This window comes from Rathayibacter sp. VKM Ac-2803 (assembly GCF_009807175.1).
Lineage (GTDB): Bacteria > Actinomycetota > Actinomycetes > Actinomycetales > Microbacteriaceae > Rathayibacter.
On the sequence record NZ_WUCD01000001.1, the window covers coordinates 711,544 to 729,530 of the forward strand.

The following is a 17,987-nucleotide window of genomic DNA, read 5'->3' on the forward strand; positions in this document are numbered from 1 at the left end:
CCTGGGCGACGCGCCCGTCTGTTTGGATGCAGGGGTGAGCATCCCCACCCTGCCCGTCGCTGCGGTCCGCCCATCGCTCCGGCGACCGCGCAGCGCGGCCCTCGGGGGTGTCAGCGCGGGCCTGGCCGTGCACCTGGGTCGGAGCGTGCGAGCGGTGCGGCTCGTGTTCGTCGTCGCGACCCTGCTCGGCGGGGGCGGCGCGCTCTTCTACCTCTGGCTGTGGGCGCTCGTGCCGCTCGCCGACTCCGCCTCGGAGGACGCCGGCGTGCGCCGCGCCACTCCGGTCGCCGCCCTGCTCGCCGTGGCGGCCGGCGTCGCGACGGTCGCCGTCCTCGTCGCGATCGGCTCCGGCGACGACTCCGAGGTCACCCGGGCGCTCGCCGCGGTCGCGGCCCTGGCCGGCGGCGCCGTCGGCTGGAGTCTCGGCCCCGACCGGGGCGACCCGTCGCGATCGGCGCGCTCCTCCTCCGCGGTGCGTCTCGCCTCCTGCGCGGTGCTCGTCGTCGCCGGAGTCGCGGTGCTGGTGGCGCGGCCCAGCGCGGTCAACGCCGTGCTCGCCGTCGGCGTGCTGCTGGTGGCGGCCGGGGTGCTCGCCGCGCCCCGCATCGTCACGCTCTGGACCGAGCTGATGGGCGAGCGCGCGGCCCGGGTGCGCGAGGAGCAGCGCGCCGAGATCGCCGCGCACCTGCACGACTCGGTGCTGCAGACGCTCGCGCTGATCCAGAACCGCGCGGGCGCCTCGACCGAGGTGGCCCGCATCGCCCGCGCGCAGGAGCGGGAGCTGCGCGACTGGCTGTTCGAACGCGACGTGCCGGTCGCCAACGATCTGGCCGCCGAGATCCGCGCCATCGCCGCGGCGATCGAGCTCGACTACCCGGTGCAGCTCGAGGTGGTCGCGGTGGGCGCATCCGTGCCGGGCGCTGCTCCGGTGCTCGCGGCGACGCGGGAGGCCATGCTCAACTCCGCGCGGCACGCGGGCGGCGACGTGTCGGTCTACCTCGAGTGCACCGCCGCGGGCGTCGACGTCTTCGTCCGCGACCGCGGGCCGGGAGTCGACCTCGGCGCGCTGCCCGGCGACCGGCTGGGCATCCGGGAGTCGATCATCGGACGGATGGCGCGCGCCGGCGGCAGCGCGACCGTCCGGCCGGGAGCGGGCGGCACGGGCACCGAGGTGCACCTCCGCCTGCCCACGGGGGCCGAGTGATGACGCGCGTGGTGCTGGTCGACGACCACTCGATCTTCCGCTCCGGCCTCCGCGCCGACCTGGCGCCCGAGCTCGAGGTGCTGGGCGAGGCGGCCGACGTCGACGCCGCCGTGGCGCTGGTCGCGGTGGCGCGGCCCGACGTCGTGCTGCTCGACGTGCACCTGCCGGGCGGTGCGGGCGGAGGCGGCGCCGAGGTCCTGCGGCGCAGCGCCGGGCTCCTCGAGTCGGTGCGGTTCCTCGCGCTGAGCGTCTCGGACGCGGCCGAGGACGTCGTCGGCGTGATCCGGGCCGGTGCCCGCGGCTACATCACCAAGGCGAGCTCGGGGGCCGAGGTGAGCCGCGCGGTCCTCGCGGTCGCGGGCGGCGACGCGGTGTTCTCGCCGCGGCTGGCGGGCTTCGTGCTCGACGCCTTCGGAGCGCTCGCCGGCGAGCAGGCGGAGGCGCCGGACGAGCTCGACCGGCTGTCGGCCCGCGAGCGCGAGGTGATGCGGCTGATCGCGCGCGGCTACGCGTACAAGGAGGCGGCGGCCGAGCTGTACATCTCGGTCAAGACGGTCGAGTCGCACGTGTCGGCGGTGCTGCGCAAGCTGCAGCTGTCGTCGCGCTACGAGCTCACCGCGTGGGCGTCGGCGCGCCGCCTGCTCTGAGCCTCCGCCGTGCGATCTGCAGGTGCCGGTGCGGTCTGGAGGTGTTCGCGGACGGAGAATGCTTCCCGCCGCATGAGCCGCGCGGGAGCGGCCGCATCGCCTGCGAATCGCACATCAGCCTCCTGCAGATCGCACGAGCGCTGCGGCGACTCGCGCGACCGCGGACTCGACCGAGCGCGCCGTCGCGTCGCGATCCTCCGCCTCCGAGTCGTGCACGAACGCCGTCACCCCGTGCCGCGCCCCGCAGTAGCCGATGACGCCGCGCTCGATCTGCGTGCGGAACGACTCCGTGTACCCGTGCCGCTCGAACGAGCGCTCCGACGTGCCCGACACCGGGATCAGGTGGACGCTCAGGCGCTCGAGCCGCGGGACGACTCCGCCTGCCGCGTCGATCCCGAACGCCCAGTCGGCGATGAACACCCGGTCGACCCAGCCCTTCAGCAGCGCCGGCATCGACCACCAGTAGACCGGGAAGACGAGGACGAGGTGCTCGTGCGCGTCGATCCGCCGCTGCTCGGCCGCGACGTCGGCGGCGGGCGCGCCCTCGCCGAGGTAGACGCGGCGGTCCTCGAGCGTGAAGCGCGGGTCGAAGCCCTCCTGCGCCAGGTGGGCGAGCGTCGCGCCCGTCGAGCCGGCGAGCCGGCGCGCGACGTGGTGCGTGAGCGAGTCCGGGTCGGGGTGGGCGGTGACGACGAGGGTGCTCATGCGGTCCGATCCTGCGGGGGCGGGGAGTGTCGACAGGGGCAGCGTCGCCCTCTGTCGCGGGGTTCGCCCTCACAACGAAGGACGAGAGTCTCGAAACGGCGGATCTTCACGCCTTTCCGTCTTTCAGCCTTGGTTGTGCGGCTCGGGCGAGGGTCAGTCGCGCGCCAATCCCGCCAGACGGCGGCCCGAGCTAGAACGACGCCAGTGGCAGGAGCGGCATCACGGCGAGCGCCGAGAGCGTGCCGAGCACGACGCCGGCCAGCAGGTCGGTCGGGAAGTGCATCCCGAGCGCCAGCCGCGACAGGAGCATCGCGATCACGACGAGCACCGCGAGCGGCCAGAGGGCGGGCAGCATCACCGCGAACACGATCGCGGCCGCGGTGGTCGACGAGGCGTGCGAGCTCGGGAAGCTGAGCTTGCTCGGCGCGTGGCCGCGCACCTCCACCCCCTCGCCCAGCGGGCGCGGGCGGCGGACGACGCGCTTCAGGACGATCGACAGCCCGTGCGCGACGACGATCGCGACGTCGCAGAGGGCCCAGGCCCAGAACCGCGACGGATCGACGAACGCGCCGATCACCCCGAGGATCAGCCAGCCCGCCGCGTGCTCGCCGATGAGGCTGAGTCCGCGGGCGACGGGGAGGAGGGGCCGGGTCAGCGGCGCGCGCTGCACGGCCACGACTACGGCGGACTCGCGGCTTCGGAGGGTCGACATCGCGCTCAACCTAGCGCACGAGGGGGCGGCGGAAGACCCGCCGCCCCCTCGTGATCAGGCCTGCGTCTCCGCGTCCTCGTCGCCCGTCGAGCGGCGGCGTGCGCCGAGCCCGACCGCGGCGGCTCCCGCGGCGAGCAGGGCGGTCGCCCCGGCGATCAGGCCGACGCTCTCGACACCGGTCGAGGCGAGTCCGCCCCCGGTTCCGCCGGTCGGCAGCGGCACCGCGGTGCCCGTCGGAGTCGCGGTGGGCGCGATCGTCGGAGACATCGTCGGAGTCGCGGTCGGCGCGGCGGTCGGTCCCGCGGTCGGCGCGGCGGTCGGGGCGGTCGTCGGCGCCGCGGTGGGCGTCGGGGTCGGCGCCGTGGTCGGTCCGGCCGTCGGCGTCGGCGTCGGGGTGATCAGCTGCGACGCCGGCAGGATCTGCACGATCGTCGGGCGGGGCGCTGCGACGGCTCCGGCGGCAACCGCTCCCGTGGCCGCGAAGTCCGGGAAGAACGAGGTCGGCTCCTCGAAGCTGCCCTCCTCGCCCGGGTGCTGCACGGCGACGAAGACGTGCTGGTCCTGGTCGTGCACGATCGGGCCGCAGGTCTCGGCGTCGCGCGGGACCGACAGGAACTGCTCGACGTTGCCGCGGGAGGCGCCGTCCAGGGTCACCTTGAACAGCCCGTCGTTGTAGCCGATGCCGCTCGGTGCGCCGTCGGTCGAGATCCAGAGGTCGCCGACGGAGTCGAACGCCAGGTTGTCGGGGCACGAGATCGGCGAGACCTGGTCGGCCGGGAAGCCCGAGAAGTAGACGACGTCGCCCTGCGCCACGTCGCCGCAGAGCATCAGCAGGTTCCAGGTGAAGGTGAGGCCGGTCTGGTCGCCGCCGTCCTCGATGATCTCGACGATGTGGCCGTCGCGGTTCTCGGTGCGCGGGTTGACCTCGGTCGGCCCCTCCGTGCCCTCGGTGCCGCGGTTTGAGTTGTTGGTGCACGCGACGTAGATCCGGCCGGTGATCAGGCTCGGCTGCACGTCCTCGCAGCGGTCCATCTTGGTGGCGCCGGCGATGTCGGCCGCCTGGCGGGTGTGCACGAGCACCTCCTCGACGCTCATCCCCGCGATGGCCGAGACGCCGCCGACGACGAGCGGCAGCCACGCGCCGATGCCGTCGAAGCCGCCGTCGGAGGGGACGGCGCCGGTTCCCGTGATCTCGGCGACGGGCGAGTCGCCGGTGAACTTCGCGACGAAGAGGTCGCCCTCCTCGAGCAGCGTCTTGTTGTGCGCGCGGTCGCCCTCGATGTAGCGCTTCTTCGAGACGAACTTGTAGAGGTAGTCGAAGCGCTCGTCGTCGCCCTGGTACGCCACGACGCGGCCGTCGGGGGCGATGATGACGTTGGCGCCCTCGTGCTTCAGGCGGCCGAGAGCCGTGTGCTTCTTCGGGGTCGACGACGGGTCGAAGGGGTCGAACTCGACGATCCAGCCGAAGCGGTTCGGCTCGTTCTCGTAGCCGGCGGTGCGGGCGTCGAAGCGCGGGTCGTCGAGCTCCCAGAGCCGCGCGGTCTCGGCGTCGGCGAGGCCGTAGCGCTTCTCGGCGCCGCTCGTGCCGGTCGCGCGGAAGTAGCCGTTGAAGTTCTCCTCGCCCGAGAGGATGGTGCCCCACGGCGTGGTGCCGCCCGAGCAGTTGCCGAGGGTGCCGAGGACGGTGCGTCCCTCGGGGTCGGCGACCGTCTTCAGCAGGTCCGAGCCGGCGGCGGCGCCGGTCACCTCGTACGGGGTGTCGATCAGGTAGCGGCGGTTGTGCTCGCCGCCGCGCACGTACGCCCAGGGGCGGTCGACGGCGGTGCGGACGAGCTCGACGACGCTGAGCCCGTGCGCGGCGCGGGCGACCGCTCGCACGCGCTCGGGCTCGGCCTCGAGCTGCGCGGCGGGGAACATGATGTTCTCGTTCGTGTACTCGTGGTTCACGACGAGCAGCGCGCGCAGGCGCTTCGAGCCCGGGATCTCGACGATGTCGGTGTAGTCGTTGTTGTAGCCGAACTGCGCGGCCTGCGCCGCCTCCGTCTGGTTCTGGATGTCGAAGGCGGGGCTGTCGGCGAAGATCGGGTCGCCCCAGCGGATCAGCGGCTGCCAGGCGAAGCCCTCGGGCACGGTGAACTCGTCGACGGTGGTGGCGACCGGCGCGATCGGGGTGAAGGAGAGAGGGGAGACGGCGTCCGCGGCGGTCGCGACGGCCGCCTCCGCGCTCGGTGCGGCGGGGGAGGCGACGGCGATGGTGACCGCGCCGGCCAGACCGAGGCCGAGCGCCGAGCGGCGCGAGATCTGCGACGAGACGATGTCGCGGAAGTAGCTGTTGTGCGAAGTGTTGCAGGTCGCGGTCGAGCACGCGTTGGCGCACTTGAGGGCGCAGGTCACGGGGCTGCGCTTGCCCTTGACGTGCCCGGCCATGGGCAGCAGGAGTCGGCGGGAGGTGTCGGTCATCGTCGTTCGTCCTTCGATCGCAGGCGGGGTCCGATGAGGAAACCAGGGGGAGCGGTCGCGCGAGTCTCCCGGGGTCGGCGCCCACCTGAACGAGAGGTGAACGGTCTCACAACGAGGTGAGGCTCACCTCACCTGCTCGGACGGCGCGGAGACGGACGTGCGCTGCGCCGTGCGCGCCTCCATCACCGTGGCGACGTTGCCCGAGATCCACTCGACGACCGGCAGCAGGCGCGCCGCCAGATCGGCGCCGAGCGGGGTCAGACGGTACTCGACCCGCGGCGGGATCACCTCGTGCGCCTCCCGGTGCACGAAGCCGTCCTCCTCGAGGACGCGCAGGGTCTGCGCGAGCATCTTCTCGCTGATGCCGCCGATCCTCCGCCGCAGCTCGCCCCAGCGGAGGGTGCCGTCGGTGAGCGCCGCGAGCACGAGCACTCCCCACTTGCTCGTGACGTGGCCGAAGATCTCGCGGCTCGGGCAGTCGGCGGCGTAGACGTCGCCCACGAGCAGCGGGCTCCCCGCGGTATCCGTGATGGTCATGAAGGTACTAACCAAATAGTGGGTACTGCATTCCGGGAAGTTCTCGGATCACCCTCCGGTTCTCCCCCAGTGCGGCCCCGACGCCGCCCAGAACGGAAGGACCACCCCCATGACTCTCGTCGTCACCGGAGCCACCGGACACCTCGGCCGCCTCGCGGTCGAGCACCTGCTCGCCCGCGGCACCGCCGCCTCCGACATCGTCGCCACCGGCCGCGACGCCGCGAAGCTCGAGAAGATCGTCGCCGACCTCGGCGTGCGCACCGCCGTCGCCTCCTTCGAGGACGCCGCCTCCCTCGACGCCGCCTTCGCGGGCGCCGAGGCCGTCCTGCTCGTCTCGGGGTCGGAGGTGGGCAAGCGCGTCGCGCAGCACACCGCCGTCATCGAGGCGGTCGCCCGCGCGGGCGCTCGCCTGGTCTACACGAGTGCTCCGAAGGCGACCACGAGCGCGCTGATCCTCGCGCCCGAGCACAAGGCGACGGAGGAGGCGATCGCCGCCGCGGGGGTCCCCGCCGTGATCCTCCGCAACGGCTGGTACCACGAGAACTACGTGCAGACGATCGGCGAGCTCGCCTCGACCGGCACCACCCTCTCGAGCGCCGGCGAGGGCCGCGTCTCGAGCGCCGCGCGCAGCGACTACGCGGAGGCGGCGGCCGTCGCCCTCACCGACGCGTCGCTGGTCGGCTCGGTGCACGAGCTCTCGGGCGACGTCGCCTGGAGCACCGACGAGCTGGCGGCCCTGGTCGCCGAGGTCGCGGGCCGCGAGGCGTCCATCACGCACGTCGACTCGGCGGAGCACGCGCGGATCCTCACCGGGGCGGGCGTGCCCGAGGGCGGCGTCGGCTTCGTCGTCGGCCTCGACGCGAACATCGCCGACGGCCTGCTCGGCGAGACCGACGGCTCGCTCGCGCGCCTGATCGGGCACCCGACCACGCCGATCCGCGCGTACGTCGAGCAGGTGCTCGCCGCGAGCTGATCCTCCGGCCGACCTCCGGCTCGCGGGATCGCGTCCGGCTCGCGGGATTCCCCCCACCCTGCGAGCCGGACGCGTTCCTGCGAGCCGGAGGTCGGCGGCGCGTCACACTTCGTCATCTCGCGTCGCGACGCCTCCTCGGCGCGCCGTAGCCTGAGAGACCGCACATCCCCCGTCCGTCAGGAGCACCGACCGTGATCACCGCGACCGGACTCTCCAAGACGTTCGGCGGCTCACGCGCTGTCCGCGCCCTCGACGACGTCAGCCTCCACGTCGAGGAGGGGACGATCTTCGGCGTCGTCGGCCAGTCCGGCGCCGGCAAGAGCACGCTGCTCCGCGCGATCAACCTGCTCGAGCGCCCCGACGCCGGCACGGTCGAGGTCGGAGGCGTCACCCTCACCGATCTCGACGAGCGCGCCCTGCGCCGCGCGCGCCACGACATCGGCATGGTGTTCCAGCACTTCAACCTGCTGTCGAACCGCACCGTGCAGCAGAACGTCGAGTTCGCCCTCGAGACCATCGGCGTCCACGGGGCCGAGCGCTCGCGCCGCGCCGCCGAGATGCTCGACCTCGTCGGCCTGTCCTCGCTCGCGGGCGGCTTCCCCGCGCAGCTCTCGGGCGGACAGAAGCAGCGCGTCGGCATCGCCCGCGCCCTCGCCGGCCGCCCGCGGGTGCTGCTCTCGGACGAGGCCACCAGCGCGCTCGACCCCGAGACGACGCGCTCGATCCTCGACCTGCTCCGCAGCCTCAACCGCGAGCTCGGGCTGACGGTGCTGCTGATCACCCACGAGATGGACGTCGTGAAGCGCATCTGCGACTCCGCGGCCCTGATGGAGTCGGGCCGGATCCTCGAGCAGGGCGAGCTCGTCCGCCTCGTGTCGACCCCCGGCTCGGCGCTCGCCCGCGAGCTCTTCCCGCTCGGCCCCCTCCCGGAGGACGACGGCTCGGCGATCATCGACATCACGTTCTCGGGAGGCTCGGCCGACCGCCCGGTCATCGCGCAGCTCGCCCGCGGCTACGGCATGGACGTGTCGATCCTCGGGGCCGTGATCGAGACCATCGGAGGCAGCCAGGCCGGCCGCACGCGCCTCGCGCTCCCCGGCGACCGCGGCACCGTCGCCCGCGCCGTCGAGGACCTGCGCTCGCAGGGCCTCACCGTCGACTGGCTCCGGGGAGGACCCGCATGATCGACGTCGACTCCCCCACCTTCTGGAGCGACCTGCTCGAGGTCGTGCTCAAGGGCACCGGCGAGACCCTCTACATGGTCGGCGTCGCGACGCTGGTGACGATCCTCGTCGGCCTGCCGCTCGGCATCGTCCTCGTCGGCACCGAGCGCGGCGGGTTCCTCGAGCGCGTCGGCGGCTCGCGGGCGCTCGGCTCCGCGATCAACCGAGTGCTGGGCTTCGTGGTCAACCTCGGCCGCTCCGTGCCGTTCATCGTGCTGATGATCGCGCTGATCCCGCTGACCCGGCTCATCATCGGCACGTTCATCGGCTCGACCGCCGCGATCGTCCCGCTCGCGATCATCGCGATCCCGTTCTTCGCGCGGATGGTCGAGATCGCGCTCAAGGAGGTGGACCCCGGGCTCTACGAGGCCGCGTCCTCGCTGGGCGCCTCGCGCTGGCAGCTGGTGCGGCGGGTTCTGCTCACCGAGGCGCGGCCGGCCATCGTGCTGGGCCTGTCGACGACGATCACCTCGATCATCAACTTCTCGGCGATGGTCGGCGTGGTCGGGGGCGGCGGGCTGGGCAACGTCGCCCTCACCTACGGCTACCAGCGCTACAGCTGGATCCACATCGTCGCGGTCATCGTCGTCCTCTTCGTCATCGTCCAGATCGTGCAGGCCCTCGCGACGCTCGCCGCGCGCCTCGTCGGCCACGACCGGCGCGCGAAGCCCGAGCGGGCCATCGCCGCTCTCGAGGCGGACGGCCGCGACCCGCGCGCCTGATCCCCTCCCCTCCCACCGCACCTCCCGCAGCAACGAGAGAAGACCCATGAACCGCACCTCCTTCCGCACCCCGCTCGTCCGACTCGGCGCCCTCGCGGCCGCGGGCACCCTCCTCGTCGGCCTCGCCGCCTGCTCCTCCGACTCCGGTTCCGCCGGAGCCGGGTCGGGCTCCGACTCCGGCGACCTCGGCACGATCAGGGTCGGCGCCCTCGCGACGCCCGCCGGCGACCTGCTGACCTGGGTCGACGAGAACCTCGCCGAGGAGGCGGGGCTCGACATCGAGTTCGTCGAGTTCAGCGACTACAACACGCCGAACCCGGCGCTGTCCGACGGCAGCACCGACGCGAACCTCTTCCAGAACGCGACGTTCCTCGAGACCTACAACTCGCAGGCCGGCGGCGACCTGGTGAGCGCCGGCGAGGTCTACCTGCCGGCCGCGGCCTTCTACTCCGAGTCGCTCGAGAGCCTCGACGACCTCGAGGACGGCGCGACGGTCGCGATCCCGAACGACCCGACGAACGAGGGACGCGCGCTCAAGCTGCTCGCCTCGGAGGGCATCATCGAGGTCGACGACGACGTGACCAACCTGCAGGGGATCACCTCGAACCCGCGCGACCTCGAGTTCACCGAGATCGAGAACGCGTCGCTCGCCCTCGCGCTGCCCGACCAGGACGCCGTCTTCGTCACCGCGACCTTCGCGCTGCCGGCCGGCCTCACCGAGGACCAGTCGATCCTCATCGAGGGCACCGACAGCACCTACTACAACATCCTCGCGACGACGCCCGACCTCGAGGACGACCCGCGCATCGAGGCGCTCTACGGCCTCCTCACCGACCAGCGCACGAAGGACCACCTCACCGAGACCTGGGACGGCCTCATCGTCCCGGTCTCCTGACCCCGCCACACGCCCGGACGACCTCCGGCTCGTGAGACCGCGTCCGGCTCGCAGGAATCCCCGATTCCCGCGAGCCGGACGCGTTTCCAGGGGCCCGAGGCGCCACTCGCGCCGACTCCCGAGCCCGGTGTCCGAGGCCCGACGTAGGCTGTGCGCATGACCTCGACGACGCCTCGCTCCGGTATCGACCTCTCCGAACTCGACCCGGCGACGCGCCCGCAGGACGACCTGTACCGGTACGTCAACGGCCTCTGGATCGACCGCACCGAGATCCCGAGCGACAAGGCCCGCTACGGCTCCTTCCACGTCCTGCAGGAGGAGGCCGAGAAGGCCGTCCGCGACATCATCGTCGAGGCGCAGACCGCGCACCACGGCACGCAGGAGCGCCTGTTCGGCGACCTGTACGCCTCCTTCCTGGACGAGGCCCGCGCCGAGGAGCTGGGCGCGACGCCGATCGCCGACGACCTCGCGACCGTGCAGCGCGTCGACTCGATCACCGGCCTGCTCGCCACCGTCGGGCAGCTCGAGCGCTCGGGAGTCCCCGGCCTCTTCGGCCTCTTCGTCGACAACGACCCGGGCAGCCCCGAGCGCTACCTCGTCTTCGTCAACCAGGGCGGCCTCGGCCTGCCGGACGAGAGCTACTACCGCGACGACGAGTTCGCCTCCGTCCGCGAGGCCTACCTCCCCTTCGTCACCCGCATGCTCGAGCTCGCCGGCGTCGACGCGGCAGAGGGCCGCGCGAAGCGGATCGTCGAGCTCGAGACCGACATCGCGTCCGTGCACTGGGACAAGGTGCGCAGCCGCGACAGCCAGGCCACCTACAACCTCCGCACCTGGGCCGAGGTCGACGAGCTCGCCGCCGGCATCGACCTGGGCGTCTGGCTCACCGCGATGGGCGCTCCGGAGGGAGCGCTCGCCGAGGTCGTCGTCCGCCAGCCGAGCTTCCTCCAGGGTCTCGCGGGGCTCCTGACCGACGACCGCCTGCCCGCGTGGCGCGACTGGCTCTCGTGGCAGGTCGTCCGCGGAGCGGCCGCCTACCTCTCGAGCGACTTCGTCGACGCCAACTTCGACTTCTACGGCCGCACCCTCACCGGCACCCCGCAGAAGCGCGAGCGCTGGAAGCGCGGCGTCTCGCTCGTCGAGGGCTCCCTCGGCGAGGCGGTCGGCCGCATCTACGTCGAGCGCCACTTCCCCGAGAGCGCCAAGGCGGCGATGGACGTCCTCGTCGAGAACCTCATCGAGGCCTACCGCCGCTCGATCGTCGACCTCGACTGGATGGGCGCCGAGACCCGCGAGCACGCGCTCGAGAAGCTCGCCAAGTTCACCCCCAAGATCGGCTACCCCGTCCGCTGGCGCGACTACTCGGCGCTCTCGATCGATCCGGCCGACCTCGTCGGCAACGCCCGCCGCGTCGCCGCGTTCGAGTTCGACCGCGAGCTCGGCAAGATCGGGCGCCCGCTCGACCGCGACGAGTGGTTCATGACGCCGCAGACGATCAACGCGTACTACAACCCGGGCTTCAACGAGATCGTGTTCCCCGCGGCGATCCTGCAGTTCCCCTTCTTCGACGAGTCCCGCGACTCCGCCGCCAACTACGGGGCGATCGGAGCCGTCATCGGCCACGAGATCGGGCACGGCTTCGACGACCAGGGCTCGCGCTTCGACGGCGACGGCCGCCTGACCGACTGGTGGACGGCCGACGACCGCGCCGCCTTCGAGGAGCGCACCGGAGCGCTGATCGCGCAGTACGACGCGCTCGCGCCCGCCACGACTCCCGGGCACCACGTCAACGGCGCCCTGACGATCGGCGAGAACATCGGCGACCTCGGCGGCCTGAGCATCGCGTGGAAGGCGTACCTGCTCTCGCTCGACGGCGAGGAGCCGCCCGTGATCGACGGTCTGACCGGCGCCCAGCGCTTCTTCCTGTCGTGGGCGCAGGCCTGGCAGCAGAAGTCCCGCGACGAGGAGACGATCCGCCTCCTCGCCATCGATCCGCACGCTCCGGCCGAGTTCCGCTGCAACCAGATCGTCCGCAACATCGACGACTTCTACGCTACTTTTGACGTCACCGAAGACGACTCCCTCTGGCTCCCGCCGAGCGAGCGCGTCGTCATCTGGTAGTCACCGGCGACTGCCTTCCCGCACCGCGGACGAGGCACCCCGGGCATCGAGAGCCGACCGATGCCCCCGGGCTCGTCCGTTCATCGCGCGCCGCCGCGGCGCGTCGACGGACCACGGTCCCTCCCTCCGCACGTCCGCTCCATCGACCCGTAGAGGGGCCGTACCCGTGGTGATCCCCACCCCCGAGACCCGCCGCGAGAACCGGCGCGCCCGCCGAGGGCGTCACAAGGGCTCGCACGAGCACGACAACTTCCAGAGCGGCTTCGACGCGCTCGGCCGACTCGCGATCGACGGAGTCGTGGTCTCGGCCCGCGCCGTCGACCTGGCGACCGGCCGCACCCTGTTCGCCGTCGACGACTCCGTCTCGATGCCCACGGCGGGCGTCGGCACGGTGCTGCTGCTGATCGAGGTCGCCGCGCGGCTCGCGAACGAGCCGCAGGAGAACCTCCGCCTCGTCGACCGCACGGCCGTCGACGCCGTCGCCGAGGCGGGCCTCTGGCAGCACCTGCAGATCCCCTCGATGCCGGTCGCCGACCTCGCCGCGTTCGTGGGCGCCACGAACGACAACCTCGCGACCAACGTGCTCCTCCGCCGGGTCGGCCTCGACGCCGTGCGCGAGCGCGCCGAGTCGCTCGGCCTCTCGCGGACCGCGCTGCTCGACGTCGTGCGCGACGAGCGCGGCCCCGACGACGCCCCGCAGCTCTCGATCGGCTCGGCGCGCGAGCTCACCTGGCTGCTCGCGACCCTCGCCAACGGCGAGGTCGTCGACGCCGCCGTCAGCTCGCGGGTGATCGGCTGGCTCTCGCTCAACAACGACCTCTCGATGGTGGCCTCGGCGTTCGGCCTCGACCCGCTGTCGCACCGCCAGCCCGACCACGGCGTCCTGCTCGTCAACACGACCGGCACCGACGTCGGCGTCCGCGCCGAGGTGGGCGTGCTGCGCGGCCCGCGGGCCGGAGTCTCGTACGCGGTCGTCACGCAGTTCGACGACACGAACCTGCACTACCGCCTCGCCGTCCTCGAGGGCATGCGGACGCTCGGCGTCGACCTGCTGGAGTACGTGCACTGAGGCGCCGGGGCGCGACCTCCGGCTCGCGGAACCGGGTTCGGCTCGCGCAACCGGGTCCGGCTCGCAGGATTCGACGCTTCTGACGTGCCGAATGGGATTCTGCGAGCCGGGCGCGGGCGCCGTCCGACGTCCGGCTCGCGAGATCGGGTTCGGCTCGCGGGATTCGGCGGTTCTGGCGAGCCGGACATGGTTCTGCGAGCCGGGCCCGGCGTGGAGTGACCTTCGGCTCGTCGAACCGGGTTCGGCTCGCGGAATCCCGCGGTTCTGACGTGCCCGGCCTGATTCTGCGAGCCGAAGGTGCTGTGTGGGTCGAGTCCTGCGAGCCGAACGGGATCCTGCGAGCCCGAGGTCGGCGCTGCGGGCCGGCCGCCGTCAAGGCCCTGACCGCTCCGGATGCGCGACCTAGGCTGCGGACAGCGGCGACGCCTCCCCGGCGCGCTGCGGAGAGGCGACCATGAGCAGCTTCGGATTCGACGCCCCCGAGGACGTCACCGACACCACCCGCCCCGACGGCGACTCCCTGCCGGTGCCGCCGGAGGACCCGGCCGAGATCGACGAGGCCGAGACTCCGGGCACCGCGGACGACGACGACCCCGAGGAGATGCCCGCCGTTCCGTCGCCCAGCTGACCGGCCCCGCGCCCGTTCCCGCGGGCGCGGTCGAGCGGAAGAGCCCCGTGGAAGGGCCGATCACCAGCACCTGGAGCGACACCCTCAGGGGTTTCCCAGCGCTGGCATACTGACGGCATGTCGATGCCGCCGCCCCCCGCCCCGCCTGCTCAGCCCGCTCCCGAGCCGAACGACGCGCCGCTCCCGGCGTACGGACCGCCGCCGGCTCCGGCGCGCAGCGGACTCGCGATCACCGCGCTGGTGCTCGGCATCGTCTCCGTCGTACTGGCCGTGCTGCCGCTCGTGTTCGGGCTCGCCTTCCCCGTCGCGATCGCCGGAGTGGTCGTCGGCATCATCGCGCTCGTGCGCCGCAAGGCGCCGCGCGGCTTCTCGATCACCGGCCTCGTGCTGAGCGTCCTCGGCTTCCTGATCGCGGTCGTCGTCACGATCGTCGCCGTCGTGCAGCTCGCGAGCACTCTGGACGACTTCGACAGCAGCGACTTCTCCGCGCCCTCCACGTCGGCGACCGCCGAGCCGCTGCCGCTCGACGAGGAGCCCGCCGAGGAGGCGCCTCCCGCCGCCACCGACGACCTGACCGTCGGCTTCGGCGAGACCTTCACCTACACCGACGGTGTCACCCTCTCGGTCTCGGCGCCCGCCGAGTTCACGCCCACGGAGTACGCGGCCGGCGCCGACCAGGCGGTGAACGTCGTCTTCACCCTCACCATCACGAACGGCTCCGCCCAGAACCTCGACCCCTTCACCTACGCCGACGTCTCCTCGGGCGGAGTGGAGGCGTCGCGCATCTTCGACACCGACGGTGTGGCCGGCGACATCAGCACGAGCCCCTCGACCGTGATCCTGCCCGGCGGCACGGTCACGTGGAAGGAGGCGTACTCGCTCACGGATCCGGCGAGCATCGTCATGCAGCTCAGCCCGAGCTTCGACTACCAGGACGCCATCTTCACCAACACGCAGTAGCCCGCGATTCCTCAGAAGTTGCGGTAGTCGAGCGCGACTACCGCAACTTCTGAGGAATGGAGGGGCCGGTCAGGCGCGGAAGGCGCCGCGGTAGCGGGCAGCCGGGTGCCGCGGGCTCACGCGCGGCGAGCCGGTGAGGCGCTCGCGCAGCCCGCCGGGCTCGTAGTGCGAGCGCGCCAGCCCGCGCGCCTGCAGCACCGGCATCAGGTGGTCGACGATGTCGACGTAGGTGCCGGGCAGCGTCCAGTGCGTGAGGTTGATCCCGTCGACGCCGGCGTCGCGCAGCTCGGCGAGCCCGTCGGCGACCTGGTCGGGAGTGCCGACCAGGCGCGGGTGCCGCTTGACGGCGAGACGCCCGAGATCGGCGACCGTCGCGTCGCGGTCGGGCAGCAGGCGGATCATCGACTCGAGCGTGCTGCGGTTGCCGTTCGTCGTGATGTCGCGGAGCCTCGTCTCGGGCGGGAACGGGTGCCCGTCGGCCTGGTCGACGCTCATCCCCGCGTGCAGAAGGTGCGCCTCGATGCTCGTGTGCGCGTCGATCTCGGCCTCGCGCTCGCGGGCCTCCCGCTCGGTGCTGCCGACGATGATCGAGAGGGGAGCGAAGAAGAGCACGTCGTCCGCGTCCCGGCCCGCCGCCACGGTGAGCGCGCGCGTCGAGGCGATCAGCTCGCGGGTCTGCTCGATCGTCGATCCGCCGACGAACTGCGCCTCGGCGTGCCGCGCGGCGAAAGCGCGGCCCGCGGGAGAGGAGCCGGCCTGGAAGAGGTACGGCGTGCGCTGCGGCGACGGGGCCGACAGGTGGGGGCCCTCGACGCGGTAGTGCTCGCCGACGTGGTCGATCCGGTGGATCGCCTCGGGGCGCGAGAAGGCGCCGGACTTGTCGCGCGAGGACGCGTCGTCGTCCCACGACCCCTCCCAGAGCTTGTAGACGACGTCGAGGTACTCCTCGGCCTGCGCGTAGCGCGCGTCGTGCTCGGTCAGGCGGCCGAGCCCGAAGTTGCGGGCGGCGTTCTCCTGGTAGCTGGTGACGATGTTCCAGGCGACGCGGCCCTTCGACAGGTGGTCGAGGGTCGACATCCGCCGGGCGAACTCGAACGGGTGCGCCTGCAGGATCGAGCTCGTCATCGCGAGGCCGAGGTGCTCGGTCGAGCCGATCAGCGCGGCGAGCAGGATCGACGGGTCGTTGTTGGGGAGCTGCAGCCCCTCGCGCGCGTTCACCTCGAGCGAGGCGCCGACCGGGCCGTAGGTGCCGACGACGTCGGCGAAGAAGATCGCGTCGAAGACGCCGCGCTCGAGCGTCTGCGCGATCTCGACCCAGTACGAGAGGTCCTCGAACGACTCGTGGCGCGCCTCCGGTCGCCGCCACTGACCGTGGTGGGTGTGCGAGGGGGTGTTCATCACGAACGCGTTGAAGCGGAGCGGCGTGGTCATGCGGAGGCCTCCTGGGGCGCGAGGGTCTGCGGCTCGTCCCGTTCAGAAGGTACGCGCCGATCGCCGCCGACCTCGACCCGGCGCGGCGACGGTGCGGTCTGCAGGCGGTCGTGCGGTCTGCAGGCGATCCCCGCGGAGCGGCGGTCGGATGCACGCAGGATCGACCACATCCGCGCGATCGCCTGCGAATCGCACGCGCGCCTCCTGCAGATCGCACGCGCGCCTTCTAGAGATCGCACACGGAGAGGACGCAGTCGCGCCGAGCCGCCGCCCCGAACCCGCCCGCCGTGCGGCAGGCTGGAGCGATGCAGTTCAGAGTCTTCACCGAACCCCAGCAGGGCGCGAGCTACGACGACCTCCTCGCCATCGCGCAGGCGACCGAGTCGCTCGGCTACGACGGCTTCTTCCGCTCCGACCACTACCTCCGGATGGGCGACGGCGACCCCGGCTACGGCCCGACCGACGCCTGGACGAGCCTCGCGGGCCTCGCGCGCGAGACCGAGCGGATCGCGCTCGGCACCCTGGTCTCCTCCGTCACCTACCGCCCGCCCGGCATCCTCGCGATCCAGGTCGCGCAGGTCGACGCGATGTCGGGCGGACGCGTCGAGCTCGGACTCGGCACCGGCTGGTTCGAGGAGGAGCACGCCGCGTACGGCATCCCGTTCCCGTCGCGCCGCTTCGACCTGCTCGAGGAGCAGCTCGAGATCGTCACCGGCCTCTGGTCGACTCCGGTCGGCGAGCGCTACTCGTTCGCGGGCGAGCACTACACGCTGACCGACTCACCGGCGCTGCCCAAGCCGGTGCGTCTCCCGCTGCCGGTCATCGTCGGCGGAGGCGGACCCAAGCGCACGCCGGCCCTCGCGGCCCGCTTCGCCAGCGAGTTCAACCTGCCGTTCCCCGAGTTCGACGCGATCCCGGGGGCCTTCGCGCGCGTCGACGACGCCTGCCGCGAGATCGGGCGCGAGCCCTCCTCCCTCGTGCACTCGGTCGCGCTCATCGCGGTCGGCGGAGGCGACGAGGCCGAGTTCACGCGCCGTGCCGCGGCGATCGGCCGCGAGCCGGCCGAGCTGCGCGAGCACGGCATCGCGGGCGGCGTCGACGAGACGGTCGACCGCCTCGAGTCGCTCCGCGAGGCCGGCGCCGAGCGGGTCTACCTGCAGTTCATGGACCTGCGCGACCTCGACCACGTCGACTTCTTCGCCCGCGAGGTGCTGCCGAAGCTCTCGGCCTGACGCCGCCCGCGCTCCCCGCCCGCCCCGATTCCGCGAAAGTCGCGGTAGTCGCGCTCGACTACCGCGACTTTCGAGGAGTGGGCGGGCGGATCGGCGGGCATGACGACTCGTGGAGTCTCGCCGGGGGTGACCGCGCGCAGACCTAGGCTGGACGGGATGGCTGACACGATCGAGCGCCCCGACGAGCGCGTGGGGACCCGCTCCGCGGCCGAGGTGCCGTGGATCGTGCTCGTCTGGGACGACCCGGTCAACCTGATGTCGTACGTGTCCTACGTCTTCCGCAGCTACTTCGGCTTCGGCCGCGCCGAGGCCGAGCGGCTCATGCTGCAGGTGCACACGGAGGGTCGCGCGGTCGTCGCGACCGGCAACCGCGAGGAGATGGAGCGGCACGTGGAGGCGATGCACGGCTACGGCCTGTGGGCGACGCTGCAGAGGGCCGACGCGTGAGCGGCCGACGCGCAGTGAACG

17 protein-coding genes are annotated in these 17,987 nt (G+C 72.5%); 12 read left to right on the plus strand and 5 right to left on the minus strand.

Annotated elements, in window-relative coordinates:
- Positions 1 to 34 precede the first annotated feature (34 nt).
- On the plus strand, positions 35 to 1,204 hold the full coding sequence (locus GRS96_RS03285; RefSeq protein WP_159987712.1) for an ATP-binding protein: 1,170 nt from the start codon (positions 35 to 37) through the stop codon (positions 1,202 to 1,204).
- Positions 1,204 to 1,851, plus strand: coding sequence for a LuxR C-terminal-related transcriptional regulator (locus GRS96_RS03290; RefSeq protein WP_159855906.1), 648 nt, complete (start codon positions 1,204 to 1,206; stop codon positions 1,849 to 1,851). The genes GRS96_RS03285 and GRS96_RS03290 overlap by 1 nt, the downstream gene beginning before the upstream one ends.
- A gap of 114 nt (positions 1,852 to 1,965) precedes the next feature.
- On the opposite strand, the gene GRS96_RS03295 is transcribed toward GRS96_RS03290, so the two are convergent.
- The 4 genes from GRS96_RS03295 to GRS96_RS03310 form a co-directional block, all read right to left on the minus strand.
- Positions 1,966 to 2,556: an NAD(P)H-dependent oxidoreductase gene (locus GRS96_RS03295; protein WP_159855904.1), complete on the minus strand. Its 591-nt coding sequence runs from the start codon at positions 2,554 to 2,556 to the stop codon at positions 1,966 to 1,968.
- Between the two features lie 190 nt (positions 2,557 to 2,746).
- Positions 2,747 to 3,268, minus strand: a complete 522-nt coding sequence (locus tag GRS96_RS03300; RefSeq protein WP_159987713.1) for a phosphatase PAP2 family protein — start codon at positions 3,266 to 3,268, stop codon at positions 2,747 to 2,749.
- Between the two features lie 54 nt (positions 3,269 to 3,322).
- Positions 3,323 to 5,728: a PhoX family protein gene (locus tag GRS96_RS03305; RefSeq protein WP_159987714.1), complete on the minus strand. Its 2,406-nt coding sequence runs from the start codon at positions 5,726 to 5,728 to the stop codon at positions 3,323 to 3,325.
- Positions 5,729 to 5,851: 123 nt separating this feature from the next.
- Positions 5,852 to 6,265: a winged helix-turn-helix transcriptional regulator gene (locus GRS96_RS03310; RefSeq protein ID WP_159855898.1), complete on the minus strand. Its 414-nt coding sequence runs from the start codon at positions 6,263 to 6,265 to the stop codon at positions 5,852 to 5,854.
- A 109-nt stretch (positions 6,266 to 6,374) separates the two neighbouring features.
- On the opposite strand from GRS96_RS03310, the gene GRS96_RS03315 reads away from it, so the two are divergent.
- The 8 genes from GRS96_RS03315 (at position 6,375) to GRS96_RS03350 (ending at position 14,856) form a co-directional block, all read left to right on the plus strand.
- On the plus strand, positions 6,375 to 7,238 hold the full coding sequence (locus GRS96_RS03315) for an NmrA family NAD(P)-binding protein (RefSeq protein ID WP_159987715.1): 864 nt from the start codon (positions 6,375 to 6,377) through the stop codon (positions 7,236 to 7,238).
- Between the two features lie 191 nt (positions 7,239 to 7,429).
- Positions 7,430 to 8,422: a methionine ABC transporter ATP-binding protein gene (locus GRS96_RS03320; protein WP_159855894.1), complete on the plus strand. Its 993-nt coding sequence runs from the start codon at positions 7,430 to 7,432 to the stop codon at positions 8,420 to 8,422.
- Positions 8,419 to 9,183 (plus strand): methionine ABC transporter permease, encoded by a 765-nt coding sequence (locus GRS96_RS03325; protein WP_159855892.1) that lies wholly within the window; start codon positions 8,419 to 8,421, stop codon positions 9,181 to 9,183. Before GRS96_RS03320 ends, GRS96_RS03325 begins: the two co-directional genes overlap by 4 nt.
- Positions 9,184 to 9,229: 46 nt before the next feature.
- Positions 9,230 to 10,078, plus strand: a complete 849-nt coding sequence (locus tag GRS96_RS03330; RefSeq protein WP_159855890.1) for a MetQ/NlpA family ABC transporter substrate-binding protein — start codon at positions 9,230 to 9,232, stop codon at positions 10,076 to 10,078.
- 156 nt (positions 10,079 to 10,234) lie between these two features.
- A complete protein-coding gene (locus GRS96_RS03335) occupies positions 10,235 to 12,199 on the plus strand; it encodes a M13 family metallopeptidase (RefSeq protein WP_159855888.1) in 1,965 nt (654 codons plus the stop codon).
- Positions 12,200 to 12,365: 166 nt separating this feature from the next.
- Positions 12,366 to 13,268, plus strand: coding sequence for a serine hydrolase (locus tag GRS96_RS03340; protein WP_159855886.1), 903 nt, complete (start codon positions 12,366 to 12,368; stop codon positions 13,266 to 13,268).
- 454 nt (positions 13,269 to 13,722) lie between these two features.
- Complete coding sequence (locus tag GRS96_RS03345) at positions 13,723 to 13,896, plus strand: hypothetical protein (RefSeq protein WP_159855884.1); 174 nt, start codon at positions 13,723 to 13,725, stop codon at positions 13,894 to 13,896.
- A gap of 117 nt (positions 13,897 to 14,013) precedes the next feature.
- The gene (locus GRS96_RS03350; RefSeq protein WP_159987716.1) at positions 14,014 to 14,856 is read left to right on the plus strand and encodes a DUF4190 domain-containing protein; all 843 of its coding nucleotides are present in this window, start codon (positions 14,014 to 14,016) and stop codon (positions 14,854 to 14,856) included.
- A gap of 69 nt (positions 14,857 to 14,925) precedes the next feature.
- Here the strand turns inward: GRS96_RS03350 and GRS96_RS03355 are convergent, their stop codons facing one another.
- Positions 14,926 to 16,287, minus strand: coding sequence for an NtaA/DmoA family FMN-dependent monooxygenase (locus tag GRS96_RS03355; protein ID WP_159855880.1), 1,362 nt, complete (start codon positions 16,285 to 16,287; stop codon positions 14,926 to 14,928).
- Between the two features lie 305 nt (positions 16,288 to 16,592).
- Here GRS96_RS03355 and GRS96_RS03360 point away from each other — a divergent pair, with 305 nt between their 5' ends.
- Positions 16,593 to 17,519 carry an LLM class F420-dependent oxidoreductase gene (locus tag GRS96_RS03360; protein ID WP_159987717.1) on the plus strand — a complete coding sequence of 309 codons (927 nt, stop codon included), beginning with the start codon at positions 16,593 to 16,595 and terminating at the stop codon, positions 17,517 to 17,519.
- A 156-nt stretch (positions 17,520 to 17,675) separates the two neighbouring features.
- The gene (gene clpS / locus GRS96_RS03365) at positions 17,676 to 17,966 is read left to right on the plus strand and encodes an ATP-dependent Clp protease adapter ClpS (RefSeq protein WP_159855876.1); all 291 of its coding nucleotides are present in this window, start codon (positions 17,676 to 17,678) and stop codon (positions 17,964 to 17,966) included.
- Positions 17,967 to 17,987: the final 21 nt, after the last annotated feature.